The 25278-nt window shown below is 66.4% G+C and carries 19 protein-coding genes and 1 tRNA gene; 14 read left to right on the forward strand and 6 right to left on the reverse strand.

Annotated features, from left to right (window positions below):
• Positions 1 to 93 precede the first annotated feature (93 nt).
• The 5 genes from VSX77_RS10420 to VSX77_RS10440 are packed head-to-tail and all read left to right on the forward strand — an operon-like array spanning position 94 to position 6146.
• Positions 94 to 1494, forward strand: coding sequence for an amidohydrolase (locus VSX77_RS10420; protein WP_338424539.1), 1401 nt, complete (start codon positions 94 to 96; stop codon positions 1492 to 1494).
• Complete coding sequence (locus VSX77_RS10425) at positions 1491 to 2771, forward strand: amidohydrolase family protein (protein ID WP_338424540.1); 1281 nt, start codon at positions 1491 to 1493, stop codon at positions 2769 to 2771. The genes VSX77_RS10420 and VSX77_RS10425 overlap by 4 nt, the downstream gene beginning before the upstream one ends.
• Positions 2768 to 3490 (forward strand): hypothetical protein, encoded by a 723-nt coding sequence (locus VSX77_RS10430; protein ID WP_338424541.1) that lies wholly within the window; start codon positions 2768 to 2770, stop codon positions 3488 to 3490. Before VSX77_RS10425 ends, VSX77_RS10430 begins: the two co-directional genes overlap by 4 nt.
• Positions 3487 to 4893 (forward strand): amidohydrolase, encoded by a 1407-nt coding sequence (locus VSX77_RS10435; RefSeq protein ID WP_338424542.1) that lies wholly within the window; start codon positions 3487 to 3489, stop codon positions 4891 to 4893. Before VSX77_RS10430 ends, VSX77_RS10435 begins: the two co-directional genes overlap by 4 nt.
• Positions 4890 to 6146: an amidohydrolase family protein gene (locus tag VSX77_RS10440; protein WP_338424543.1), complete on the forward strand. Its 1257-nt coding sequence runs from the start codon at positions 4890 to 4892 to the stop codon at positions 6144 to 6146. Before VSX77_RS10435 ends, VSX77_RS10440 begins: the two co-directional genes overlap by 4 nt.
• 9 nt (positions 6147 to 6155) lie before the next feature.
• Here VSX77_RS10440 and VSX77_RS10445 read toward each other — a convergent pair whose 3' ends face one another.
• The gene (locus VSX77_RS10445) at positions 6156 to 8960 is read right to left on the reverse strand and encodes a M16 family metallopeptidase (RefSeq protein ID WP_338424544.1); all 2805 of its coding nucleotides are present in this window, start codon (positions 8958 to 8960) and stop codon (positions 6156 to 6158) included.
• A gap of 32 nt (positions 8961 to 8992) precedes the next feature.
• On the reverse strand, positions 8993 to 10315 hold the full coding sequence (locus VSX77_RS10450) for a metal-dependent hydrolase family protein (RefSeq protein WP_338424545.1): 1323 nt from the start codon (positions 10313 to 10315) through the stop codon (positions 8993 to 8995).
• A gap of 141 nt (positions 10316 to 10456) precedes the next feature.
• On the opposite strand from VSX77_RS10450, the gene VSX77_RS10455 reads away from it, so the two are divergent.
• Positions 10457 to 11380, forward strand: a complete 924-nt coding sequence (locus tag VSX77_RS10455; protein ID WP_338424546.1) for a dihydrodipicolinate synthase family protein — start codon at positions 10457 to 10459, stop codon at positions 11378 to 11380.
• A gap of 198 nt (positions 11381 to 11578) precedes the next feature.
• On the opposite strand, the gene VSX77_RS10460 is transcribed toward VSX77_RS10455, so the two are convergent.
• Together VSX77_RS10460 and VSX77_RS10465 are read right to left on the reverse strand one after the other, a co-directional pair.
• Positions 11579 to 11866: a DUF6894 family protein gene (locus VSX77_RS10460; RefSeq protein WP_338424547.1), complete on the reverse strand. Its 288-nt coding sequence runs from the start codon at positions 11864 to 11866 to the stop codon at positions 11579 to 11581.
• A gap of 38 nt (positions 11867 to 11904) precedes the next feature.
• Complete coding sequence (locus VSX77_RS10465; protein ID WP_338424548.1) at positions 11905 to 12690, reverse strand: Crp/Fnr family transcriptional regulator; 786 nt, start codon at positions 12688 to 12690, stop codon at positions 11905 to 11907.
• Positions 12691 to 12880: 190 nt separating this feature from the next.
• Between VSX77_RS10465 and VSX77_RS10470 the strand changes: the two genes are divergently transcribed.
• Positions 12881 to 13144: a hypothetical protein gene (locus VSX77_RS10470; protein WP_338424549.1), complete on the forward strand. Its 264-nt coding sequence runs from the start codon at positions 12881 to 12883 to the stop codon at positions 13142 to 13144.
• 35 nt (positions 13145 to 13179) lie between these two features.
• Here VSX77_RS10470 and VSX77_RS10475 read toward each other — a convergent pair whose 3' ends face one another.
• The gene (locus VSX77_RS10475; RefSeq protein WP_338424550.1) at positions 13180 to 13740 is read right to left on the reverse strand and encodes a TetR/AcrR family transcriptional regulator; all 561 of its coding nucleotides are present in this window, start codon (positions 13738 to 13740) and stop codon (positions 13180 to 13182) included.
• A gap of 165 nt (positions 13741 to 13905) precedes the next feature.
• Between VSX77_RS10475 and VSX77_RS10480 the strand changes: the two genes are divergently transcribed.
• Positions 13906 to 14286, forward strand: a complete 381-nt coding sequence (locus VSX77_RS10480) for a YciI family protein (protein WP_338424551.1) — start codon at positions 13906 to 13908, stop codon at positions 14284 to 14286.
• A 206-nt stretch (positions 14287 to 14492) separates the two neighbouring features.
• Here the strand turns inward: VSX77_RS10480 and VSX77_RS10485 are convergent.
• Positions 14493 to 14579, reverse strand: a tRNA-Leu gene (locus VSX77_RS10485).
• A gap of 314 nt (positions 14580 to 14893) precedes the next feature.
• Between VSX77_RS10485 and VSX77_RS10490 the strand changes: the two genes are divergently transcribed.
• The 6 genes from VSX77_RS10490 (at position 14894) to gspF (ending at position 25275) form a co-directional block, all read left to right on the forward strand.
• Entirely contained in the window at positions 14894 to 16462 is a 1569-nt protein-coding gene (locus tag VSX77_RS10490) for a hypothetical protein (protein ID WP_338424552.1), read from the forward strand.
• Positions 16463 to 16544: 82 nt separating this feature from the next.
• A complete protein-coding gene (locus tag VSX77_RS10495) occupies positions 16545 to 19241 on the forward strand; it encodes a TonB-dependent receptor domain-containing protein (RefSeq protein ID WP_338424553.1) in 2697 nt (898 codons plus the stop codon).
• A 260-nt stretch (positions 19242 to 19501) separates the two neighbouring features.
• Complete coding sequence (locus VSX77_RS10500) at positions 19502 to 20371, forward strand: type II secretion system protein N (protein ID WP_422397216.1); 870 nt, start codon at positions 19502 to 19504, stop codon at positions 20369 to 20371.
• Between the two features lie 5 nt (positions 20372 to 20376).
• Positions 20377 to 22575 carry a type II secretion system secretin GspD gene (gspD, locus tag VSX77_RS10505; protein WP_338424555.1) on the forward strand — a complete coding sequence of 733 codons (2199 nt, stop codon included), beginning with the start codon at positions 20377 to 20379 and terminating at the stop codon, positions 22573 to 22575.
• Positions 22572 to 24065 carry a GspE/PulE family protein gene (locus tag VSX77_RS10510; protein WP_338424556.1) on the forward strand — a complete coding sequence of 498 codons (1494 nt, stop codon included), beginning with the start codon at positions 22572 to 22574 and terminating at the stop codon, positions 24063 to 24065. Before gspD ends, VSX77_RS10510 begins: the two co-directional genes overlap by 4 nt.
• On the forward strand, positions 24058 to 25275 hold the full coding sequence (gspF, locus tag VSX77_RS10515; protein WP_338424557.1) for a type II secretion system inner membrane protein GspF: 1218 nt from the start codon (positions 24058 to 24060) through the stop codon (positions 25273 to 25275). Before VSX77_RS10510 ends, gspF begins: the two co-directional genes overlap by 8 nt.
• Positions 25276 to 25278: the final 3 nt, after the last annotated feature.

Raw genomic sequence — 25278 nt, forward strand, 5'->3', positions numbered from 1 at the left:
ATCGCCACCGGCGAATCCGCCACCGCTTCCAGCCAAAAAAACGGGTGGCGGATTTGACCCCGCCGTCGCTCGTCCTGTTCGGGAGGCGGCTTCATGATATTTCGTGCGCGACGGTGGCAAAGAGGTGCGGCGGTAGCGGCGGCGGCGACGATGCTTGCGTCGCTGCCGGCAAACGGCGCGGCGGCGGCCGATGGCGGCCCTGAAGATCCGTTCCCAAGCAGCTATCGCGCACCCGCAGCGCGGCCGGTGGCGATCGTCGGTGCCACCATATTGACCGGCACCGGCGCCGAAATCGGCGATGCGACGATCCTTGTGCGGGACGGTCTGGTCGAAGCCGTTGGGCCGGACGTCGCGGTGCCCCAAGATTATGACCGCATCGACGGTCGCGGCAAATGGGTGACGCCGGGCATCATCGACGCGCACTCGCATCTGGGCGTCTATCCCTCGCCCGGCACGCCATCGCATCAGGACGGCAATGAAGCGGTCGCGCCTAACACGGCCGAAGTGTGGGCCGAACATTCGGTGTGGCCGCAAGACCCCAAATTCCGGCTGGCGCGGGCGGGCGGGGTCACCTCGCTGATGATCCTGCCAGGATCGGCCAATCTGTTCGGCGGTCGGTCGGTCACGCTGAAAAATGTGGCGTCGGTGACGATGCAGGGGATGAAGTTTCCCGGCGCGCCCTATGGTCTGAAAATCGCGTGCGGCGAAAATCCGAAGCGCGTTTACGGCGAGCGCGGCCGGTCGCCGGCGACGCGGATGGGCAATGTCGCAGGGTATCGCAAGGCGTGGATCGACGCCGCCGATTACGCCGCCAAATTGGCGAAGTGGGAAAAGGGCGGACGCACGGGCGATGCGCCGAAGCGCGACTTGCAGCTGGAGACGCTGGCCGGGGTGCTGAAGGGCGAGATTCTCGTCCAGAATCACTGTTACCGCGCCGACGAGATGGCGGTGATGATCGACGTCGCGCGCGAGTTCGGCTTTCGCATCCGCACTTTTCACCACGCGAACGAGGCGTTCAAGATCGCGCCCTTGCTGGCGCGCGAAAATATTTGCGTCGCCACCTGGGCGAACAGCTGGGGGGCGAAAATGGAATCGCTCGACGGGATCGAGGAAAATGCGCCGATGATCCACGCCGCAGGCGGCTGTGCGATCATCCATTCGGATGACGGCCTGCTGATCCAGCGGCTCAATCAGGAGGCCGGGATCGCGATGACCGCCGCCAATCACGCCGGCATGACGATCACGCGCGGCGAAGCGATCCGCTGGATCACCGCCAACCCCGCGAAAGCTATGGGCATCGACGACCGCGTCGGCACGCTGGAACCCGGCAAGATGGCCGATCTGGTGCTGTGGAGCGCCGATCCGTTCAGCGTCTACGCGCGCGCCGATCGCGTGTGGATCGACGGCGCGCCGGTGTGGGATCGCCGCGACGCGCGCTATCAGGCGCCGTCCGATTTCCTGCTGGGCCAGCCCGGACAGGATTTTGCGCGATGAGCCGCTGGTTACTCCTGCTTTCGCTGTGCGCACTTGGCCTGCCCGCCGCCGCGCAGACGGTGGCGATCACCGGGGGGCGCGTCGTGACGATGGGCCCAGCGGGCGATCTGGCGCGCGGCACCGTGGTCATCCGCGACGGGCGCATCGTTGCGGTCGGCGCCGATGTGCCGGTGCCGCCGGACGCGCGCGTCATCGACGCGGCAGGACGGATCGTCACCCCAGGCCTGATCGCGCCCGCGACCAGCCTGGGACTGGTCGAGGTCCGCATGGTCGAGGCGACCGACGATCGCGGCACCGCGAACAGCCGAATCAGCGCGGCGTTCGATGCGGCCTATGGCCTCAATCCCGATTCGATCCTGATCCCGGTCGCACGGCTGGGCGGCATCACGCGCGCGCTCGTCGTGCCGTCGTACAAAGACAAGGCCGGGCGCGAATTGATGTTCGCCGGGACGGCCGCGGCGATCACGCTCGACGGCCGCACGGCGCCGGTGAAGCGCGGCGCGGCGATGATGCTGGAGATGGGCGACGCGGGCGCCGAGCGGGCAGGCGGCGCGCGCGCGGCGGCGTTGCTGTCGCTGCGCGCCGTGCTGGCTGAAGTGCGCGATTACAAGCTGCGCCGCGCCGATTATGACCGTGGCGCCACGCGCGATTATATCCTGTCGCGTGCCGATATGGAGGCGCTGATCCCCGTCGTCGACGGAGTGATGCCGCTGCTCGTCACGGTAAACCGCGCCTCCGACATTCGCGACATGCTGGCGCTTGCGCGCGAAGAGCGGATCAGGCTGATCCTCGAAGGCGCGGCCGAAGGCTGGCGCGTGGCGGGCGAGATTGCAGCGGCGCGCGCCCCCGTGCTGCTCACCCCGGTCGAAAACACGCCGGCGTCGTTTGAAAAGCTGGGTTCGACTTTGGAAAATGCGCAGCGGCTGGCGGCGGCGGGCGTCGTCATCGCGATCGAGGGCAACGGCAGCCACCGCGAACGCGAGATGCGCTATAACGCCGGCAATGCCGTCGCGAGCGGGCTCGACTGGAGCGCGGCGTTGGCGGCGATCACCATCAATCCGGCGCGCATATTCGGCATGGCGGACCGCGCCGGATCGATCGAAACCGGCAAGGACGGCGATGTCGTCGTCTGGGACGGCGACCCGCTCGACACGCTGTCGCGCCCCATCGCGGTGGTGATCGGCGGCGTAAGCCAGCCGATGACGTCGCGCGCGACCGAACTTCGCGACCGTTATCTTCCCGCCATCACCGCCCCCGCCAATGGAGAATTGCCATGACCGTCAACAAGCTGCTTGTCCTCTATTCGGGCGTCCTGACCGCCGCCGCGTCGATCGCGCTGGCAACGCAGGCCGGGGCCGACACGCCGCCCGGCAAGGCGGCGTTCGACGAGATCGACGTCAAACGGATCAATATTCGTGAGGATGACGGCACGATCCGCATGATCCTGTCGAACAACAGCCGCGCCCCCGGCATCATCATGAAAGGCAAGGAACAGCCGCATCCCGGCGGCAATCGCGGCGCGGGGATCATCTTTTACAATGACGAAGGGTCCGAAAACGGCGGCCTGACCTTCAGCGGCAGCACCGGCCCCGACGGCAAGGTGTCGAGCGGCGGGCATCTGAGTTTCGACCAATATGAGCAGGATCAGGTCATCCAGCTGACGCAGAATGAATATGACGGGCGCCGCTGGGCGGGGATGGTGGTCAACGACCGGCCCGATGCCCCGCTCGATTTCGGCCTTGCCAAGCGCATTACCGCGATGCCCGAGGGCCCCGAGCGGACGGCGGCGCTGGAGAAGGTGAAGGCCGACGGCACCTTTGGACGGCAGCGGCTGTATGTCGGCAAGACGCGCGACCGCGAATCGGCTGTGATGCTGAACGATGCGATGGGGCGCCCGCGTATCCTGATGAAAGTGGCACCCGACGGCGCGGCGTCGATCGACTTCCTCGACGAAAAGGGCACGGTCATCCGGTCGGTTACGCCCGACGCGAAATGATCCGCGCGACGCTGATTCTTTGCGCCGCGCTGGCGCTGGGTGGCTGCGCCGCGAGCGAGCGTCCGGTGCCGGTCACTGCCGCGCCGTCGCCTGCTGCGCCCGTGGAGGCCTATCCCAGCACCTATCGCGCGCCAATGGCCGGGCGCACCGCACTGGTCGGCGCGACGATATGGACCGCGGCGGGCGCCGAAATCGCGAACGGCACGCTGCTGATCGACGAGGGCCGGATCGTCGCGGTGCGGGCGGGGCTGGCGGTGCCCGACGGATACCGGACGGTCGATGCGCGCGGCAAATGGGTGACGCCGGGCATCATCGACGCGCATTCGCACCTGGGTGTGTGGGCGCAGCCCGATTCGCTCGACGCGCTGAACGACGTCAACGAAATGACCGATCCCAATACCGCGCAGGTGTGGGCCGAACATTCGCTTTGGCCGCAGGACCCCGGCTTCGACACCGCGCGCGAGGCCGGGGTGACCAGCCTGATGATCCTGCCGGGGTCGGGCAATTTGTTCGGCGGCCGCACCGTGACGCTGAAAAATGTGGCGTCGGTGACGATGCAGGGGATGAAGTTTCCCGGCGCGCCCTATGGGCTGAAAGTCGCGTGCGGCGAAAATCCCAAGCGCGTTTACGGCGGTCGGAGCCGGTCGCCGGCGACGCGGATGGGCAATGTCGCGGGGTATCGCAAGGCGTGGATCGACGCGGCGGACTATGCGGCCAAATGGGAGAAGTGGGAGAAGGGCGGGCGCGCGGGCGACGCACCGAAGCGCGACTTGCAGCTGGAGACGCTGGCGGGGGTGCTGAAGGGCGAGATTCTCGTCCAGAACCATTGCTACCGCGCCGACGAGATGGCGGTGATGATCGACGTTGCGCGCGAGTTCGGCTTTCGCATCCGTACCTTTCACCACGCGAACGAGGCGTTCAAGATCGCGCCGCTGCTCGCGCGCGAAAATATTTGCGTCGCCACCTGGACCAACTGGTGGGGATACAAGATGGAAGCGTTCGACGCGATCGAGGAAAATGCGCCGATGATCCACGCCGCGGGCGGCTGCGCGATCATCCACTCAGACGATGCGGACCTTGTCCAGCGGTTGAACCAGGAGGCGGCGGGGGCGCTGTCGTCGGCGCGGCGCGCGGGGATCGAGATCGACAAGGCCGAGGCGATCCGATGGATCACCGCGAACCCGGCGAAGGCGCTGGGCATCGACGATCGCGTCGGCACGCTGGAACCCGGAAAGAACGCCGATGTCGTGATGTGGGATGCCGACCCGTTCAGCATCTATGCGCGCCCCGACACGGTCTGGATCGACGGCGCGATCGTCTTTGACCGGCGCGATCCCGCCTATCGCCGCCATTCCGATTTCATGATCGGGCAGGGGCAAGGCCCGCGGGAGCCGCGGCCATGATCCGGTTCCTGACCGCTTGCGCCGCCTTGGCGCTGTCGCCGCCGGTCGCCGCCGAAACGATTGCGATCGTCGATGCCCGGGTGATGACGATGGCGGGCGAGGGCACGCTGGAGCGCGCGACGATCCTGATCGACGACGGACGCGTCGCGGCGATCGGTGCCGACCTGGCCGTGCCCGCCGCGGCGCGCGTCATCGACGGGCGCGGCGGCGTCGTGACGCCGGGTTTCATCCAGGCGGACAGCACGCTGGGCGCGGTCGAAGTGAGTCAGGTTCCCGCAAGCGCCGACCGCGCGACGCACAGCGTGCGGATCAGCGCCGGTTTCGACATTTCGCTGGGGCTCAATCCCGATTCGATCCTGCTGCCCGTCGCGCGGCTGGGCGGGATCACCCATGCCGTCACGACACCGCTTTATGACGATCGCGCCGGGCGCGAGCTGCAGTTTGCGGGGCAGGCGGCGGTGATCGACCTCGCCCAGCGCCCGGACATGGTGACGCGGCCGCGCGCGGCGATGGTGCTCGAAATGGGCGAGAGCGGCGCCGCGCGTGCGGGCGGTGCGCGGGGAGCGGCGATCGCGGCGCTGCGCGCGACGCTGGCCGATGTGCGTCACTTCGCCGCGCATCGCGCCGCCTATGACCGCGGGGATGGGCGGCCGCAGGCGTTGTCGCGGATCGACCTTGAGGCGCTGGTGCCGGTGGCCGAGGGGCGGGTGCCGCTGATCGTCAAGGTCGATCGTGCGTCGGACATCCGCGAGATGATCGCGCTGGCAAAGGACGAGAAGCTGCGGATCATCCTCGACGGTGCCGAAGAAGGCTGGCGCGTCGCGGACGAAATCTCGGCGGCGAATCTGCCCGTGATCCTCGATCCGTTGGCAAACCTGCCGCACAGCTTTGCGCAGCTTGGCGCGACGATGGAAAATGCGGCGCGGCTGCACAAGGCCGGGGTGACGATCGTCATCCGGACGTCGGCGGGCGCCGCGCACCGCGCGCGCGAACTGCGCTTTGGTGCGGGCAATGCGGTGGCGTGGGGCTTGCCCCATTCAGCGGCGGTGGCGGCGATCACCGTCAACCCGGCGCGGGTGTTCGGCGTCGCCGATCGCGCGGGAACGATCGAGCGCGGCCGGGCTGCCGATCTGGTGCTGTGGAGTGGCGATCCGCTGGAGCCGCTGTCGCAGCCGCAGCTGATCCTCGTCGAGGGCATCGAAGCGCCGCTGACGGCGCGCCCGCTGGAATTGCGCGACCGCTATCGGCGCTGACCGACCGGGTCAGGGCAGGGGCTTGCCGTCGGCGTCGATGCGCTCCACCGCCGGGAAGCGCGCGCGCAGCGCGTCGATCCATTGCGCCGCATCGCCCGCAACGATCAGCGTCGCGCGCTCGGCGCGGATATGCCGCGCCACTGCCGCGGCGACCTGTTCGGGTGCAGGCAGCGCCTCCACCGACTGTTCGGCCGCGAGCAGATCCAGCGGCGTGTCGTTGGCGACCAGCGCGGCCAGATAGGTGGCGAGGCCCGCCGCCCGCTCGGTCTGGTTCGACACGCCGTTCGCCAAAAAGGCGGCGCGTTCGGTGATCCGCGCGGCGTCCATCGGTTCGCGTCCCAGCCGCGCGAACTGGTCGAGCATCAGCCCCGCGACCTCGACCGCCGATTCATTCTTGGTCTGCGTCGCGCCCATCAGCAGCGCGGCGTCGCGGCGCAGATCGAAGAGGCTGCCCGCGCTGTAGCTCAATCCCCGCTTGGCGCGAATCTCCTGCGTCAGCCATCCCTGAAAGCCGCCCCCCAGCCGCGCATTGGCGAGGCGCAGCGCCAGCCAGTCCTTGTCGCTCCGCCCGGGGGTGGCGAGCGCCGCGATCACGGCGGTCTGAGCAGCGCCGGGCATGTCGATCGCGATGATCCGCGGCGCGGCGGCGGCGGTGGCGCGCGGACGGGGTGCCGGTTCGGAGCCGCCCGCTTTCCACGCACCAAAGGCCTGTTCGGCGATCCTGTATCCTTCGTCGGCGCCCAGTCCGCCGGAGACGATCAGCGTGGCCCGTTCGGGATGCCAGCCCTGCTGCGCGGCGACGATGCTGTCGCGGGTCACGGCGGCCAGGCTGTCTGCGGTCGGGACCGCGCCATAGGGGGTATCGCCGAACATGATCTGCGGCAGGGTGCGGACGACGTGCTGGATCGGTTGCTTGCGCGCAACGGCGATGCCCGAAACCTGCTGGCTTCGAATCCCGGTGAGCGCGTCTTCGGGAAATGCGGGGGCGATCGCAAGGTCGGCCAGAAGCCGCGCGGCGGCGGCGGCGTTGGCGGCGGGGACGTTGGCGGTAAAGACCGTCGCGTCGGCATCCGAACTGGCGGCGATCGTGCCGCCGAGCGCCGCCATGGCCGTGGCGATCTGATCGCCCGTTCGGCGGCCTGCTCCCTTGAGGGCAAGCGCCGCCGCCAGGTCGCCGCGGCCCGACTGTCCCGCGGGGTCGGCGGCATCGCCGCCGTCGATCACGAGCTTCAGCGACGCGAGCGGGACGTCGGAGGATTTGGCGACGACGACGCGCAGACCGTTCGCAAGTCGCCGATCGGCGATTTGCGGCGGCTGCGTTGCGATCGCGGCGGCTGGGCCGGGGATCGCCGCGCGTTCGGCAGCGTCGGCAATCGTCACCGGCGGTGCGCTGACCGGGGGAATGGTCGGGCCAAGCGCTGACAGATCGGGGGCGCGGTCGCCGGTGTAGCCCGCGGGCCGTTCGGCCTCGTCGCGGTAACGCAGCGTGATGCGGTGCGCTTCGCTCAGCCATTTTCGCGCGACGCGCTGGACATTGGCGGGCGTCATCGCGCGGATCGCGGCGAGCCGCCGGTCGGCGAGATGCGGATCGCTTGCCAATATCGCGCCGCCGCCCAGTTCATAGGCCCGGCCGCGCGCGGTTTCGCGGCGCGCAAGCGCGTCGCCGAACAGGCCGTTCTTGGCGGCATCCAATTCGGCTGCCGATACCGGCGCATCGCGCAGGCGGGCGATTTCGGCCGCCAGCGCGGCTTCGGCGTCGGCGAGCGTACGATCCTTCGCCAGCGTGACGACCAGCGAAAAGGCGTGGCCGTCGCGCGCCGGCAGGTTGTAACTGGTGATCGCCGAGGCGAGCCCGCGCTCGTCGACCAGTCCGCGCCGCAGCCGCGCCGCCGCGCCGCGCGTGAGCAGCGCGTCGATCAGCTCGATTCCCGCCGCATCGGTATCGTCCGCAAAGGGCGCGCGCCACGAAAATGCGAGTGCGGGCAAGGGAACGCCAGGCGCATAGGCGTCGATCGTGCGCGCGGCGACCGGGCGGCCTTGCGCCGGATCGCGCGGGATGGTGCCGGTGGGACGCGCGATCGATCCGATATAGCGATCGGCCCATTCGTCGAGCTGACGCGGATCGAAATTGCCCGATACGACGAAGATCGCATTGTCGGGCCGGTAAAAGGCCTGATGAAAGGCGCGCACATCGGCGAGCGCCGCGCGGTCGAGGTCTTCGATCGAGCCGCCGATGGGCCGTCCATAAGGATGGCCGTCGAAGGTGAAGGCGGGAAGCAGCATATAGAGGATGCGGCCATAGGGTTGCGACAGGATGCGCTGGCGCAATTCCTCCTTCACGACCTCGCGTTCGGACTGGAGCCGCTGTTCGTCGACGACGAGGTTGCGCAGCCGCTCCCCCTCGATCCACAGCATCGCCTGAAGCTGATTGGCGGGGACGGTCATATAATAGTCGGTATAGTCGAACAGCGTCGATGCATTGGTGCTGCCGCCGATTTCGGTCACCGCCTCGGTCACGGTGCCGGGCAGGTTGCGCGTCGTCTTGAACATCAGATGTTCGAACAAATGGGCAAAGCCGCCGCGCCCCGGCGGATCGTCGCGCTGGCCGACGTCGTACCAGATGTTCATCGACACGGTCGCAGTGCCCGTGTCGCGGATGGCATAGAGGGTCGCACCGTTCGCGAGCGCGCGCTTGGTAAAATCGAGGCGCGGAACCTGAAGCAGCGACGGCGCGGCGGTCTCCGTTTCCGCAGCGGTCGCGGCGTGGGGCAACGGGCTGGCAGCAACCAGCAGGAGAGTCAGAACGCGACGCATCGATACTTCCTTCGGACACAGGTGGGGCGGCATCAGCGCGCGCGGATCACGCGGCCTTTCTGCATGACGAACAGCGGGCGTTCGGTGGCGGCGATGTCGGCGATGGGATCGCCCGCGACCGCGACGATGTCGGCCTGTTTGCCCACCGCGATCGTGCCGACGTCGGCGTCGATGCCCATCAACCGCGCGGCGTTGCTGGTCCCCGCCAGCAACGCGGCACCAGGGCGCATTCCGGCCGCGACCATCAGGCGGAACTCCATCGCGTTGCGCCCATGCCCGTCGGGACGCACCGTTGCATCGGTGCCGAGTGCCACGGGCACGCCGATGCGCAGCGCGAGGCGAAACATGTCGCCGTGCGACGCCGCGGCGGTGCGCGCCTTGGCGGCGATATTGGCGGGATAGGTGTCGGCGTTCGACGCAACCCAGTCGAGCGCCATGAAAGTGGGGACGAGGAAGACGCCCTTTTCCTTCATCAGCGCCAGCGTCTCGGCGCTTAAAAAACTGCCATGCTCAATCGAATCGACGCCCGCCTCGATTGCGGTGCGCGCCGCCGTGTCGCCATGCGCGTGCGCGGCGACCTTGCGCCCCCACAGATGCGCTTCGCCGATCGCGGCGTCGAGTTCGGCGCGCGAGAGTTGCGGCACATCGACGGGGTCATAGGAAAGGACGCCGCCCGACGCGCAGACCTTGATCGTGTCGGCCCCCCATTTGATCTGGCTGCGCACCGCTTCGCGGCACTGGTCGGCGCCGGTGCACACGCCCTCGCTCGGGGTCAGCGGCGCGACACGGTGCGCGGGGTAGGGCGCGCGGTCGCAGCTTCCCCCCGTGGCGGTGATCGCATTGCCCGCGGCCTGAATGCGCGGCCCGTCGGTCAGGCCCGCCGCGATGGCGTTGCGCAGTCCGACGTCGATGAACTCGCGCCCGCCGACGTGACGAACCGAGGTGAAGCCCGCCTCGAGCGTCCGCCGGGCATTGGCGGCGGCATAAAAGGCCATTTCGGTTGGATTGCGCATCAGCTCGTTGAGCGACTTGCGATAATAATTCGCATCGGGCTCCAGCGTCAGGTGCGAATGGACGTCGATAAATCCGGGGAGCAGGGTCGCATCGCCCAGGTCGATGGTCCGCGCGGCCGGCGGGATCTCTGCCTTGCTGCCCACGCCGACGATACGGCCGCCGCGCACGACCACGACTGCGTCGCCGCGCAGCCGCTCGCTGGTGCCGTCGAACAGCCGTGCCGCGCGTAGCACGATCGTCTCTTCGCCATCCGCCGCCAGTCCCGATGGCGCCGCGCCCGCACACAGCAGCGCCGCGGCAAGACAGGCGATGCGCGCGAGCTTGTGAATGGACTGCAACATTCCGCCCCCTTTGCACCCGAAAAATCAGTGGTGCTTTTGACATTACGAGGGGCCGGCATCCCAAATCCGCCACTCCGAATGGCGGATCGGCCCGTCCCCGCCCATCGTTCCCGATGCCGCTCAGAACAAAGGAAGCCTATCATGTCCAAAAGCCGCGTCGAAGGATCGTTTGTCGCCAGCGTCACCCCGTTCGACGATCGGGGCGCGATCGACTTTGGCGCGTGGCGGACATTGATCGACCATCAGCATCGCCACGGCACGAGCGCCATCCTGTTCATGGGATCGACCGGCGAGCCGACCTTGTTGTCGCCCGAGGAAAAGAAGCAGGTGATCGTCGAAACGGCGAAGATGCGCCCCGACGGCATGGCGTTTTTCTATGGCTGTTCGGGCGCCCATGCCGAAAAGGTGATCGACAATGTCCGCTTTGCCGCCGCCAACGGCGCCGATGGCGCGATCATCGCGGCACCGCCCTATATCTGCGCGTCTGAGGCGGATATCGAGGCCTTCTATCTGGAGGTCGCCGACGCGGTCGAGCTGCCGATCGGTATCTACAACAACCCGCCGCGGGTAAAGACCGACCTGCACTGGGACGCGTTGCTCCGCCTGTTCCGCCATCCCAATATCGTCATCCACAAGGAATCGACCGGCCGCGTCGCGCAGGTAGCGCAGATATTGGCGGCGGCGCCCGACGTTTCGGTCATGTGCTGCGATTCGCCCAATCTGGGGCTGGTCGTGCCGACGATGGCGCTGGGCGGGCACGGCACCGCCAATATGGGCGGCAACATGGCGCCGGCCGAGATGGCGGCGATATCGCAGCCCTGGACCGAGGCGGCGGACGCGGATCGGTTTCGCCGCGAATATCTAAGCCTGCTGCCTTTGCTCCATTTTCACTATTCGGCGATCAACCCCGTTGCGATCAAGTCGCTGATGCGCGCGTGCGGATTGCCCGTCGGATCGCTGCGCAAGCCGCTTCGCGAACTGGACGGCGACGCGCTGGCAGCCGGTCTGCGCATCGTTCGCGATCTGGGTCTCGACATAAAATATGGGTACAGACTTCGCTCATGAACGGCGGGCCGCTCCCCCTCCGTCCGACGCGTCCAATTATCCCCGCGCGACTTAACCTAGGTTTGAAGACAATTGTTTCGGCTCGACTAAACCGGGCAGGCTGCGGCGAGGGCGATGTGCTGCGACCCACGCATGGCCTCGTCGCAGCAACTCATTCGCTCCGTCAGAGGGCGGCCGCCCGTCCGCGACCTCCACGCGTCACGATTGCGGCACTACGCCGCCCGGATTGGTCATGATGCCGCCATTCTCGCGCACATGATTGGCATCAACGGCAAGCACGATGACCGCGCAGCTGAGGCTGCCATCTTCCTTGGTGACGGTGATGCGAAGTTCGTCGTCGCATCCGACAATGTCGGGATTATCGCACAGGAGGCCGCCGCCGTAACGGACCGCTTCCCGCCGGGCTGCATCGTCGTCGGGCAACTCGTGCCCGATCCGGTCGATGTCCTGCGTTCCGTCGCAGGTGTGGAAATAATAGCGCGGCATTGGGGAACAGCTCCTTGACGGTTGGGTCTTCCCTGCCATCAACCCTCCGCACCATTGTTTCGATGCAGGTAAATGTCCGAAAATTCGGCGATTTGCCGCAACGTTCGAATATCGCCGACCGTCAGGCGGCGATTGACGCGCTTTACCGCCCCCCTGTCCTCGAGAACTTTGATCGTTCGGTTGATGTGGACGGGTGTCAGTCCCAGCAGGTCGGCCAATTGTTCCTGCGTCAACGGCACCTCGAAACTTTCAAGATTTTCGCCGGAAATTTGCCCCACCCGGTAGTGAAGCTCGCAGAGCAGATGGGCGAGACGCGCCAACGCGTTGCGGCGTCCGATATTGAGCAGCCACTCGCGCCCGATCGAGGCTTCGATCAGAACGTCGACGAACACGGCCCGCGCGAGCGAGGGGCGCGGTGCAACCAGGCGTTCCAGATCCTGGAGCGAGAATATCGCCAGTTCGACTTTGGTGAGGGCCTGAAGATTATGGTCCGCACGGTCGAGGTAGAGCGACTGGAAATCGAGCGGGTCGCCCGGGATCTTGAGCGCGACAATCTGTCGCCCGCCATCGGCGGATGTTTTTTGCCGGTAGGCAAAGCCCGACAGGATGACGGGGCAGATCCGGGCGCGTTCACCCTCGTTCAGGATATAGGCATTGGGTTCGAGCGTACGGAGGCTGAAGGGCAACGCAGCGATCGCCGCCTGATCATCGGTCGAAATGCGGCTGTGGCTCAGCAGCTTGCGGACGAAAATTCCGAGGCGGCCCTCCATCACCGCACGCGATCGGGCGCTTGTCCAGCGCATACCATGACCGTCATCATCCATGCGTATCGATGCTCCCCCTGCGTCAGTCGTCGTCATCAGAACAGCGGCCCCGGCCGCGGGTTCCGCAAGTATCGGCTTTTTGGCCTGAGCTCTCCTCCGATCGCTGCAACATGGATCAAGTCCCCGGCGCGCCCGCCCTGCTACCCGTTTCGCAAGCCGATGCTTCGGAAGATATCAGGAGTATAGCCGGATGACGATATGCAACGAAGACCCGATATGGGCGGCCGTCCTCGCGGCGGAAGATGCGTTCGGCGAAGCGGCCGAGGATCATGCCAGAGCCGAAGCCGCGCGCGCGAGCGCAGCGGGTGATTCTCACCAAGCGGCGATATGGGATGCGGCGGCGCAGATGCTGCACAATCTCCACACGATCAACCAGACCTGGGCGCGTCCGCGCGCCAGTCTGCTGCCGCGCATCGAACCCCACCTGCCGGGGGAGGCGGATGCCGTCGGCTAGCGCCTGCGGGGGGCGATTTTGGCAATGACACCTGGTCATTTGGCGGCGCCGGGGCTGCCATCGGGCCAGAGCGACCGGGCAAGCGCCGCGTCGAGCTTGCGCCGAAAGCCCTCATCCGCGTCGGGAAACACGATCTGAAGGCCGACAAAGAAGCAGTGCTGGATATTGGCACGCTCCCGACTTTCTTCCTCGCTCAGCCCCAGCGTCAGAAATTGCTGGACGAGAAAGGCAATCCGTCGCTCGTCGGACGCGCGGACGACGGCATCGACGCGGTCGTCGCTTTGAGCGAGCCGGCGTATCTGCCGTTCCAGACCGTGGTCCAATCGGCTCGCGAACCGGGCAAGCGCCTTTCGGACGGCTTCGACACTGCCCTCTTTTTCGATTTCGGCGATGGGGTCGACCGTTGCGGTGCGGAGCCATTCGTCGGCAAGCGCGCCGATATAGTCGGGAAGGTCGGAGAAATGATGGTAGAACGACCCTTTCGTCCGTCCGGCGGCGCTGGCGAGCGCGTCGATCCGCAGCGCGGCAGGGCCCGATTCGCGCAGCCGCGCCAGCCCGAGCGCGATCCAGTCGTTGCGGCTGAATTGCTTGGCCATCCCGTTTTTCCCCCACCGCTTTATCTATTATCGCCATCGCATCGCTGTTTGACATACCATACCGTATGGTATTATCGATTTCCCGTTTAACGCGAAGCGAGATCAGTCCTTATGAAAACTATCCGATTTATCAAAGCAGCGTTCGCATCGGCGATGGCTGTGGCATTGCTTCCGCACGCAGCTGCCGCGAACCCGGCGGCGGACGGTAAAGCCGCGCAACGGGCCGGTCGGACCTATTTCGCCATCATTTATGATCCCGGCCCCGAGTGGAAGCGCGGTGAGCCGCTGTCGGCGCAAGGGCTGGGCGATCACGGACGATATATGCGGCAGCTGGCGCAGGACGGCGTAATCATCCTCGCCGGACCTCTGAGCACGTCCGAAGGCGGCCTGGTGATCCTTGTCGCGGGCAATCTGGACGAGGCAGCCGCGATCATGGCGCAAGATCCCGCCGTTATTCAAGGCAAATTCGTAGGAAGGGTGAGCGAATGGCGCCCCGGGATCGATCCTAAAAAGCTGCTCCGGCCGGGCGAGGCGGCGGCGCGTTAGGCCGGATCGCGTCAGGCAGCGGCGTCATATTCACCGCCGCCTGACGCAGCATGGAGGCCAAAGCTGGGACAGACTCCGATGCTGCGCAGATCGGCGCGGCAAGCCACTTATTGGGGGTAACAGGCCCCGACCGCTCGCAGTGCCGTGCAAAAAATACCCGGATGCCCGATGGAATCGGACGATAACCGATTGCGGCAGAGGGGTGATGGTGCGGTCGAGAAGACTCGAACTTCCACGGCCTTTCGGCCACAACGACCTCAACGTTGCGCGTCTACCAGTTCCGCCACGACCGCACATCATGATGGTCCGGACGGGTCCGGTACCAGGTAGGAGCGGGCGCCTAGCAAAGCTTGCCGGGCGATGCAAGCGAGCTTCGCGGCTTTTATTTTCGCGCGTGCTGAGGCGCGGCGCGTAGGTCTGCCGCGCTGTCATCAAACCGACTCCGAAGAGTCACGCAACTGTCACCGCTCTGGCGTCAGACCGTCATCGAATCATCCTAGTGGCGACGTCACCGGGGGCGAGGGGCAGTTTCGCTCGCCTGCGGCCTATTTTTCATCAGGGGCGCTGCTCAACCAGATTGGCGCGCACACCGGGAACGGAGATTTTCATGGCGGCTTTCGCACGCATTCGTATGGTCATGCTCAGCGGCGTGGCCTGTTCCATTCTGGCCGCTTGCGGAGCCGACGGTGTGGCGTCGCCGGGCGACGGCGTGATCGTCGTCCCGCCACCGGCGCCGACCCCCACTCCGACCCCGACGCCTACGCCAACCCCGACCGGAGTGACCCCGGCCGCAAACTGCCCGACGATTGCCGGACCGAACCAGCTGACCAACCTTGGCACCGTTTCGGGTCCCGGCGGCGAATGGCGCAACTGCGGCTTCCCCGAACGCTTCACGGCGACGACGGCGATCCCGAAGGTCGCGGGTGTCATCTATTCGCTCCCCGGCCGCGTCGATGTCGGCACCGACCAGGGCGCTGCGAGCACCAACACCGTCGCGACGCTGACGATCGATCCGGGCGTGACCATTTTCGGATCGACGGGCCTGTCCTACCTCGTCGTCAATCGCGGCAACAAGATCGACGCGGTCGGCACCCCGACGCAGCCGATCATCTTCACCGGCCGTGGCAATGTCGTCGGTTCGGCGGGCGACGACACGTCACAGCTTTGGGGCGGCGTCGTCCTGCTCGGTCGTGCGCCGATTACCGACTGCCTCGCGCCCGGCGCGGCCGAAGGCACTGTCGCCTGCGAACGCGACACCGAGGGTACGTCGAACGCGCTCTATGGCGGCGCGCAGCCGGCCGACAATTCGGGCCGCATGTCCTATGTGCAGATCCGCTACTCGGGCTTCATTCTCAGCGCCGACAAGGAATTGCAGGGTCTGACCCCTTCGGGCGTCGGTTCGGGTACCCAGTTCGACCATATCCAGATCCACAACAGCTCGGACGACGGCATGGAAGTGTTCGGCGGCCGGCCGAACTTCAAGCATATGATCGTCACCGGTGCCGAGGACGACAGCTTTGACACCGACGTCGGTTACAAGGGCAATATCCAATATGCGATCGCTATTGGCCGTGCCGGCGGCGCGGTGGGCGATTCGATGATGGAAATCGATTCGGACGGCAATGAACAGGCGGTTCCGCGCCAGAACGTCACCATTTCGAACTTCACCTTCATCCACCGCAACGCGAACAACAGCAACGCCGCTGCGATCCGCATTCGCGGCGGGGCCGATTACACCTTCGCAAACGGCCTGCTGACGACCGACACGTCGTGTTTCCGCATCGACAGCACGTCAACGACGCAGACGACCGGAACCGACGAACAGGGGCCGCCGCGCTTCTTCTCGGTGTCGGCGAAGTGCAGTGCGTCGCGCCCGTTCCGCGGCGGCGGCAGTCCGGCGGTGAGCGACGCGGAAGTTCAGGCGATCTTCAACGCCGGGACGAACAACCGCTTCGACTATACGCCCAGCCTGACCAGCCTGTTCGTCAACGGCGCGACCGAAACGGCTTTCGCTCCGTTCAACGCCAAGACGATCAACGCCTTCTTTGACACCACGGCCTATGTCGGCGCCGTCCGCGACGCCAATGACACCTGGTACCAGGGCTGGACCTGCAATTCGGCGACCGCGAACTTCGGCACGTCGAGCGGCAGCTGCAGCGCCATCCCGACGACCTGATCGCTCGCGATCCAATCGGGGAGCGGGCACGCCTGACGGGCTGGCCCGCTCCCTTCCTGCATATTCCTTGGGGACTTTCACCATGACCAAGCGGCCGATCTTCGCCAGCCTGCTTCTCCTCAGTTCCGCGCTCGTCGCGCCCGCCGCGCTGGCGCAGGACGCCAGCGCCGGACCCGCTGCCGATACGCCGCCCGCCGCCCAAGCAACGGGCCCCGACGACGCGGCGCCCGCCGACGAGGACGGCGATATTTCGATTCCCGGCGGCGCCGATCAGGAAATCGTCGTAACCGGCCGCTACACTCCGAATATCGTCCGCGCGACACCTGAGGTGGTATCGTCGCTGTCGTCGGCCGACATCGCGCGCACCGGCGAAGGCGATATTTCGGGTTCGCTCCAGCGCGTGACCGGCCTGTCGGTCGTCGGCGGGGGCTTTGTTTATGTGCGCGGTCTTGGCGACCGTTATTCGCTCGCGCTTTTGAACGGGTCGCCGCTGCCGAGCCCCGAGCCCTTGAAGCGGGTGGTCCCGCTCGACATCTTTCCCACCAACGTCATCGACTCGACGCTCGTGCAAAAGAGTTTCTCGGTGAACTTCCCCGGCGAGTTCGGCGGCGGCGTGATCAACCTCACGACCAAGGCGACCCCGCGCGAAACCTTCCTGACCTTTTCGGGCGGCATCGGCTGGGACAGCGAGACGACGAACGAACTTGGCTATACCTATTATGGCAGCGACACCGACTGGACGGGCTTCGACGACGGCACGCGCGACGTTCCGCCGCTGCTGAAGGCGGCGTTGAAAAGCGGCAGGCCGATTATCGAGGGCGCCGACTTCACCCAGGATGACCTCGAAGCGATCCAGATGGAGCTGGTGAACGCCGAAACCACGCTGCTGCAACAGAATAACCACATCCCGTTCAATTGGTCGGCGGGCATCACCGGTGGCACGACGATCCAGCTTCCCGACGGCGAGCTCGGGATCATTGCTACGGCGGGGATCAGCAACAAGTGGCGCACGCGCGATACGTTGCAACAGACGTCGGTGAACGACGACCTGTCGGGCGACCCGCAGACCAGCTATAACCGCGTCATCACCGACAATCGCATCGTCGTGAACGGACTGCTCGGCCTTGGGCTCGAGCTTGGCGATCACAAGATCCGCTGGACCAACCTTTATATCCGCGACACGCTGAAGCAGGCGCGCCTTGCGCTCGGCACCGATGCCAACCAGTCGGACCGCGACATCATGAAGCAGGACACGGCGTGGTACGAACGCCAGCTGATCAACACGCAGCTGGTGGCCGAACTCGATTTCGATCGTTTCCAGCTCGACCTGCGCGGCAGCTATGCCAATTCGCAGCGCGAGGCGCCCTATGAGCGCGGCTTCACCTATGTGCGCACCAACCAGCCGGGCGATCCGGTCGGCGATCAGTTCGTCAACGACCTCGGCGGCAACCGCGGCGATGCGACGATCTCCTTTTCGGACCTGAATGAAGATCTTTGGTCGGGCGGCGTCGATTTGTCATACGAAGTCGCGCCGCGCATCACCGCCACGGTCGGTTATGCCTACAGCGATACGCACCGCATTTCCGAACGCCGGACCTTTCAGTTCCGTGCGTCCAACCTGCCGGTTTCGGTGCAGCAGCTTCGTCCCGATTACCTGCTCTCCGACGCGACGATCCAGCTTTACGACATTTCGCTGCTCGAAACCTCGGCGCAGGACGGCACCGCGGCGTTCGACGCCGGCCTGACGACCCACGCGGGTTACGCGCAGGTGCAGGCCGAGCTGGCGGCCGGGATCAACGTCAACGCCGGTGTGCGGTATGAGGAAGCGAAGCAGACCGTCGTGCCGATCGACCTGTTCGGGACGGGATCGTCGGCGATCGTCGCGACCAACCTCGACAATGACTATTGGCTGCCCGCGGTCACGCTGACCTGGGAAGTCGCGCCCGACATGCAGCTGCGCCTCAACGGGTCGAAAACGATCGCGCGCCCCCAGTTTCGCGAACTGGTGGCGCAGGTCTATCAGGATCCCGATTCGAGCCGCCTGTTCCGCGGCAATCCGTCGCTGACCGACAGCGAGCTGTGGAACGCCGAAGCGCGCTACGAATGGTATTTCGACCGGGATCAGCGCCTGACCGTCGCCGGATTCTACAAGTCGATCGACAATCCCATCGAAACCTATACCTCGATCTCGGATTCGTCGGTGAACAGCAGCTATGCCAACGCGCCAAAGGCGACGCTCTATGGTGCCGAATTCGAAGTGCAGAAACATGTTCCGCTGGACACGCTGTCGGACGCGCCCTTCTGGCAGAGCCGCCGCCTCGTTCTGATCGGCAATTACACTTACACCAAGTCGGAGATTAAGGTTGGTCCGGGCGATACGACCGTGATCAATGGCGTGGTGCAGGAAGCGGGCAACTTCTTTTTCGACGGCGCGCCGATGACCGGTCAGTCGGACCATCTTGTCAATGTCCAGATCGGGCTCGAGGATCAGGACAAGCTGTCGCAGCAGACCTTCCTCATTACCTACGCCAGCCCGCGCGTCACCAGTCGCGGCCCGTCGGGACAGCCCGACATTCGCGAAAAACCCGGCATTTCGGTCGATTTCGTCGCGCGGCAGGGAATTAATCTGCTCAACAAGGAAATCGAGCTGAAGTTCGAGGCGCGCAACCTGACCGGGCGCATCTACAAGGAAGTGCAGGAAGCGGGCGACAACAGGATATTTTTCAACCGTTACAAGCTGGGCCGGACCTTCTCGCTCAGCGCGTCGCTGAAATTCTGACGCCTGGAACGCGATTATCGGTAAGTTGAATCGTCATCCCGGCAAACGCCGGGATCTCACCGGATGGATTTCAGGCATCGGCGAGATCCCGGCCTTCGCCGGGATGACGGAGTTGCCGATCCGGCGCTTTGGCCCCACCCGTCTCGTCGGACTCGCCCGGCTGACAAAAAACTGTAATCTTCCCGTCAACTGATTGTCACCGATCGTCATTAGGCGATTCGCGAGGCACAGCGCATCAGTTGGGGGACAGGTAGACTTTCATGGCGACGCTGATGTCCCGATCGGCCGTTCGGTTGCCCCGCGCCCTGCCGTCATGGCTGCGCGCGCGCGGCCGTTCGCCGCGTGCGATCTGGCCGCAATTGCTGGTCGGCCTGCTCGGCGCGCTGCTTTTGTGGCAGGCCGTTCGGCTGCTCTGGGTGCTGCTGACCCCGGTATCGCCGCTCGGCCCGTGGCAGCCGCAGACGGCGGTGATCGCGTCGCTCGCCGAACGGCGCGCGCTGTTCACCAGCCTCGATCCCTTTTTTCGCGGCGCGGCGCAGGGACCGGCGACGGCAACGGTCACGTCGGCGGGCCTGACTCTCTTTGGCATTAACCTCAACGAAGCTACGGGCGGCGGTTCGGCGATCATCGCGGGCGAGGACGGGGTGCAAACCAGTTACGCTGTCGGCGAAGAGATTGCGCCGGGGCTGAAGCTCGCGGGCGTTGCCTTCGACCATGTGCTCCTCGATCGCGGCGGAGCGCGCGAAAGCCTGTTCCTCGACCAGAGCGGTGCTGCGGCGGTCACGAGTCCAGCGACGCCCTTGCCTGCGCCGACGGCCCAGGTCGGTGCCGCGGCGGCCAGCGGCGAACTGACCGCGGCGGCGGTCAAGGCCGGGGTCGCCTTTGCGCCGCGCACCGAAAACGACCGCGTCACCGGCGTCGTCGTCCAGCCGACGGGCGACGGCGCCACCTTCCGCGCGGCGGGGCTGCGTCCGGGCGATGTCATTCGCGCGGTCGGCGGCCGCCCGATCGCGTCGGCGAGCGATGCCGCCGCGCTCGCCAACCAGTTTGTGCCGGGCGCGCGCATCGCGCTTGAAGTCGAACGCGGCGCCAGCGTCGTTCCCGTCGCCCTCTTCCTCTCAAAGCAATAGGTTTTATGCGTCTCAAACTGTCCCTGATGCTCGCCGCCGCGCTCGTTTCCGCGAGCCCCGCGCCGGCGTTTGCCCAATATACGCTGAACGTTCGCGACGCCGACATTCGCGCCTTCATTCAGGATGCGGCGCGGGTCACCGGGCGGACCTTCGTCATCGACGGGCGCGTCAACGGCAAGGTGTCGGTCGTTACCGATCGGCCGCTGTCGCGCAGCGAATATTTCGAGATTTTCCTCGCGACGCTGCGCTCGAACGGCCTCGTCGCGGTGCCGGGGCCGAACGGCGCCTATCGCGTCCAGCCGATCGACGGCGCCGCGGCGCAGCCCGGCCGCATCGGCAGCAGCGGGGCGGCACAGAATCAGTTCGTCACCGAAATCATCCGCCTGCGCCACATCGACGCGGTGGCCGCGGTCGAAACGCTGCGCCCGCTGGTAAGCCCGCAGGGGTCGCTCACCGCCAATCGTAACGCCAACAGCCTGGTGGTTGCCGATTTCGCCGACAATATCCGCCGGATCCGATCGCTCGCAGCGAGCATCGACCGCGACAGTTCGACCAGCCAGATCGTGACGCTGAAAAATGCCGGCGCGCGCGAGATTGCCGCGGCGCTCCAGGCGCTCGTTCCCGCGGCCGGCGAGGGTGCGCAGGCACCGGTAGCAATCGTGCCGATCGACAGCAGTAACGCGATTGCGCTGCGCGGCGATCAATCGCTCGTCGCGCGATTCGTGGCGATGGCGAACGACCTTGATGCCAAGGCGGCGGGCGGCACGGAGCTGCGCGTCTATTGGCTTGAACATGCCAATGCCGAAACCTTGCTGCCGACGCTGCAACAGCTGATCGGCGGCGGCAGCGACCCGGCGCAAAAGGCGGGATTGCCGCCAGCATCGGAATCTTCGTCGGGGAGCGGCAGCAACGCCGCGCCAGCAGCCGCGGCGCCCGCGTCAAACTCGACGGGCGCCGGCGGGACGGGCAGCATCTCGACGCGCGGCCCGGCGATCGTCACGCGCTATGAGGGCGCCAACGCGATCATCGTCGCGGCGAACAGCGAAGTACAGCGGATGCTCGGTGAGCTGATCCGTCAGCTCGACGCACGGCGACAGCAGGTTCTCGTCGAGGCGATTGTTGTCGAGATCGGCGACGACGCGGCCAAACGGCTGGGCGTCCAGTTCCTGCTCGGCGGCAAGAATATCCCCTTCGTCGCGACGAGCTACAGCAATGCCTCGCCCAATATCCTGACCCTGGGCGGCGCCTATGCCTCGACGCGGATCAGCGAGGAAACGACGACTACCGACGGCACCACCGTCGTCACCCAGACGACGAGCGCGCTCGGCGATGCGTTGCAGGAAGCGGCGGCGGCGCAGCTGCTGTCGGCGACGGGCGGCTTCGCGGGTTTTGCGGGCGACATTGGCAAGAACACCATCTTCGGCGCGATCATCAACGCGGTGAAATCGGACACGACGTCGAACCTGCTCGCCACTCCGCATATCGTGACGCTCGACAATCAGGCGGCGAAATTCCTCGTCGGACAGGATGTGCCGATTACCACCGGCGAACAGCTGGGCGACAATTTCGAAAACGCCTTCCGCACCGTCCAGCGCGAAGAGGTCGGCATCAAGCTGGAGGTGACGCCGCAGGTCAACGGCGCGGGCGAAGTGAAGATGTTCCTGCGCCAGGAAGTGTCGAGCGTCGCGGGGCCGGTGTCGTCGCGCAACAGCGACCTCATCCTCAACAAGCGCGCGTTCGAGACGGTACTCACCGTCGATGACGGCGAAATTCTGGCGATCGGCGGGCTGCTCAACGACGACGAGCGCAAGACGATCGAGCGTATCCCGCTATTGAGCGACATTCCGCTGCTCGGCGAGCTGTTCAAATCGCGGAGCCGCACGCGGTCGAAAACCAATCTGATGGTCTTCATCCGCCCGACGATCCTGAAAAGCCGCGAGGACAATGCTGCGCTCACCGCGCGGCGCTATGGCTATATCCGCAATTTCCAACTCGAACGGAATCCCGATGTCGAACCGGCGATCGACACGCTGGTGCGCGACTATATGGGCGCGACCCCGCCGTCGCCGCCGGCGCCGGGCGATGTGACCGTCGGGCCGGTCAACCTGCCCCAATTGCGCGGCGCGGACGGCGCCGTGATCCAGACCGACGTGCCGCCATCGGTTTCGCAGGCCCCCGCGCCTCCCACCGGAGACATTCCGTGAGCGACAGCGAACCGGCCGCACCCGCCGCGGTGCCGGTCGACATCCCCTATGGCTTTGCGCGCGCGCACGGCGTCGTCATCGCGCCGGGCGACGACGGCGTGTGGCTCGCGACCTTGCGCGAAGGCAGCGATCCCACGGTGCTGATCGAGGTGAAGCGCCATCTGTCGCAGCCGCTGCGCGTCGCGACCGCCGATGCCCCCGATTTCGACCGGCTGCTCTCCGATCATTATGCGATCGACAGCTCGGCCGCGGCGATGGCGGGGTCGGTCGGCAGCGACGGCCTCGACCTCGGCATCCCCAGCGCCGAAGACCTGCTCGACAGCGCCGACGATGCCCCCGCGATCCGCCTGATCAACGCGATCATCGCCGAAGCGGTGCGGCAGGGCGTCAGCGACATCCATATCGAACCCTATGAAAGCGGGCTGGTCGTGCGGATGCGCGCCGACGGCGTGCTGCGCGAGCATCTGCGGATGCCACCCCACGTCGCGCCCGTCGTCGTCAGCCGCATCAAGGTGATGGCGCGGCTCGACATCGCCGAACGCCGCGTGCCGCAGGACGGCCGCATCGGGCTGACCCTCGCGGGCAAGGCGGTCGACGTGCGCGTTTCGACGCTGCCGAGCCGTGCGGGCGAGCGCGTCGTCATGCGTATCCTCGACAAGGACGCCGCGGGGATCGACTTCGACGTGCTTGGCTTGTCGGGCGAGGCGGACCGCATTTTGCGCGAGGCGCTGGCCGAACCCAATGGCATTATTCTCGTTACCGGGCCGACCGGATCGGGCAAGACGACGACGCTCTATGCGGCGCTCAAACAATTGAACGATGGCCAGCGCAACATCCTGACCGTCGAAGACCCGGTCGAATATGCCGTCGATGGCGTCGGACAGACGCAGGTAAACAGCAAGGTCGGCCTCGACTTTGCCGCGGGGCTGCGCGCGATCCTGCGCCAGGATCCCGACGTCGTGATGGTCGGCGAAATCCGCGACCGCGAGACCGCCGACATTGCGGTGCAGGCGTCGCTCACGGGCCATCTCGTGCTATCGACCGTCCACACCAATGATGCGGTGGGGGCGATCACGCGCCTGAAGGACCTGAAGGTCGAACCCTTCCTCCTTGCCTCGACCCTGCGCGCGGTGATCGCGCAGCGATTGGTTCGCAAGCTGTGCGACCAGTGCCGCGAGCCGGTGCAGGCCGACAACAGCGTGGCGGCGATGCTGGGGCTCGACATTGGCACCGTCATCTGGCGGCCCAAGGGTTGCGCCGCGTGCGGCGGCACGGGCTTCAAGGGCCGCATCGGCGTATTCGAGGCGATCAAGGTCGACGAGACGGTGCGCCGCTATATCTATGCCGGCGGCGACGAGGCGATGATAGCGAAACACGCTTTCCTGAAATCGCCGACGCTTGCCTCGGCGGCGCGGTCGATGGTTGCGAAGGGGCTGACGACCGCCGAGGAAGCGATCCGCGTGGCGCGGCGCGAGGATGTCGATGCCTGATTATCGCTATGTGGCGATCGATCCCGCAGGCCGCGAGCGCAAGGGGCGGCTGACCGCCGCGAACGACGATGCCGCGCGCGCCGACCTGATCCGCCGCAAGTTCCATATCGTCGCGGTCGAAGAAGCGGGAGCGAAAGTCGCGTCAGGGCGTTCGCTGCTTGCGTTTCGAAAGGACCGGCTCGGCCGCAAGGAACTGGCGCTGTTCACGCGCCAGCTCGCGACGCTGGCCGAAGTCGCGCCGCTCGAAGAGGCGCTGCGCACGCTGACGCGCCAGAGCGAAGCCGAAAGCGCGCGCGCGGTGATCGGCGACGTCCACGCCGGGCTGCTCGAAGGACGGCGCCTTGCCGATGCGATGGCGCGCCAGCCGGGAAGCTTTCCGCCGCTCTATCGCGCGATGGTCGCGGCGGGCGAAACGACGGGCAGCCTGACGGTGATCCTCGCGCGGCTTGCCGACCTGCTGGAGCGCCAGGCTGAGGTGCGCGGCAAGCTGATCGCCGCGCTCGCTTACCCGATCGTGCTCGCGATCGTCGCGATCGGCGTCGTCGCGGCGCTGATGATCTTCGTCGTCCCGCGCGTCGTCGAACAATTTACCGACACCGGCCAGCAGTTGCCCTTTCTGACGCGCGCGGTGATTGGCGTGTCGAGCTTTGCCGCGAACTGGTGGTGGCTGATCGCGCTGCTGATGGTTGCCGCGGCGTTCGGCTGGGTGGCGGCGATGCGGCGACCGGCGTTCAAGGCGCGTGTCGATGCGCGGCTTTTGCGCCTGCCGCTGCTCGGCCGCCTGCTCCGCGATCTTTACGCCGCGCGGTTCGCGCGCACGCTGGCGACGATGGTGTCGAGCCGCCTGCCGCTGGTCGAAGGGCTGCGGCTGACCTTGCCGACGATCCGCAACGCCGCGCTGGCGAGCGCGACCGCGGGACTTGTCGATCAGGTGCGCGCGGGCGGCAGCCTGTCGGCGGCGCTGCGCGATGCCGGGGTGTTTCCGCCGCTCCTCGTCTACATGACCGCGAGCGGTGAAAGCGCCGGGCGGCTCGAGGTGATGCTCGAACGCGCCGCCGATTATCTGGAGCGCGAGTTCGACCGTTTCACCGCCGCGTCGATGGCGCTTCTCGAACCTGTCATAATTGTCGTTATGGGGTCGTGCGTGGCCCTCATCATCCTCGCCATTCTGCTGCCGATCCTTCAGTTGCAGAATCTAGCCGGACTGTAATAA

It is taken from the genome of Sphingopyxis sp. TUF1, assembly GCF_036687315.1.
Lineage (GTDB): Bacteria > Pseudomonadota > Alphaproteobacteria > Sphingomonadales > Sphingomonadaceae > Sphingopyxis > Sphingopyxis kveilinensis.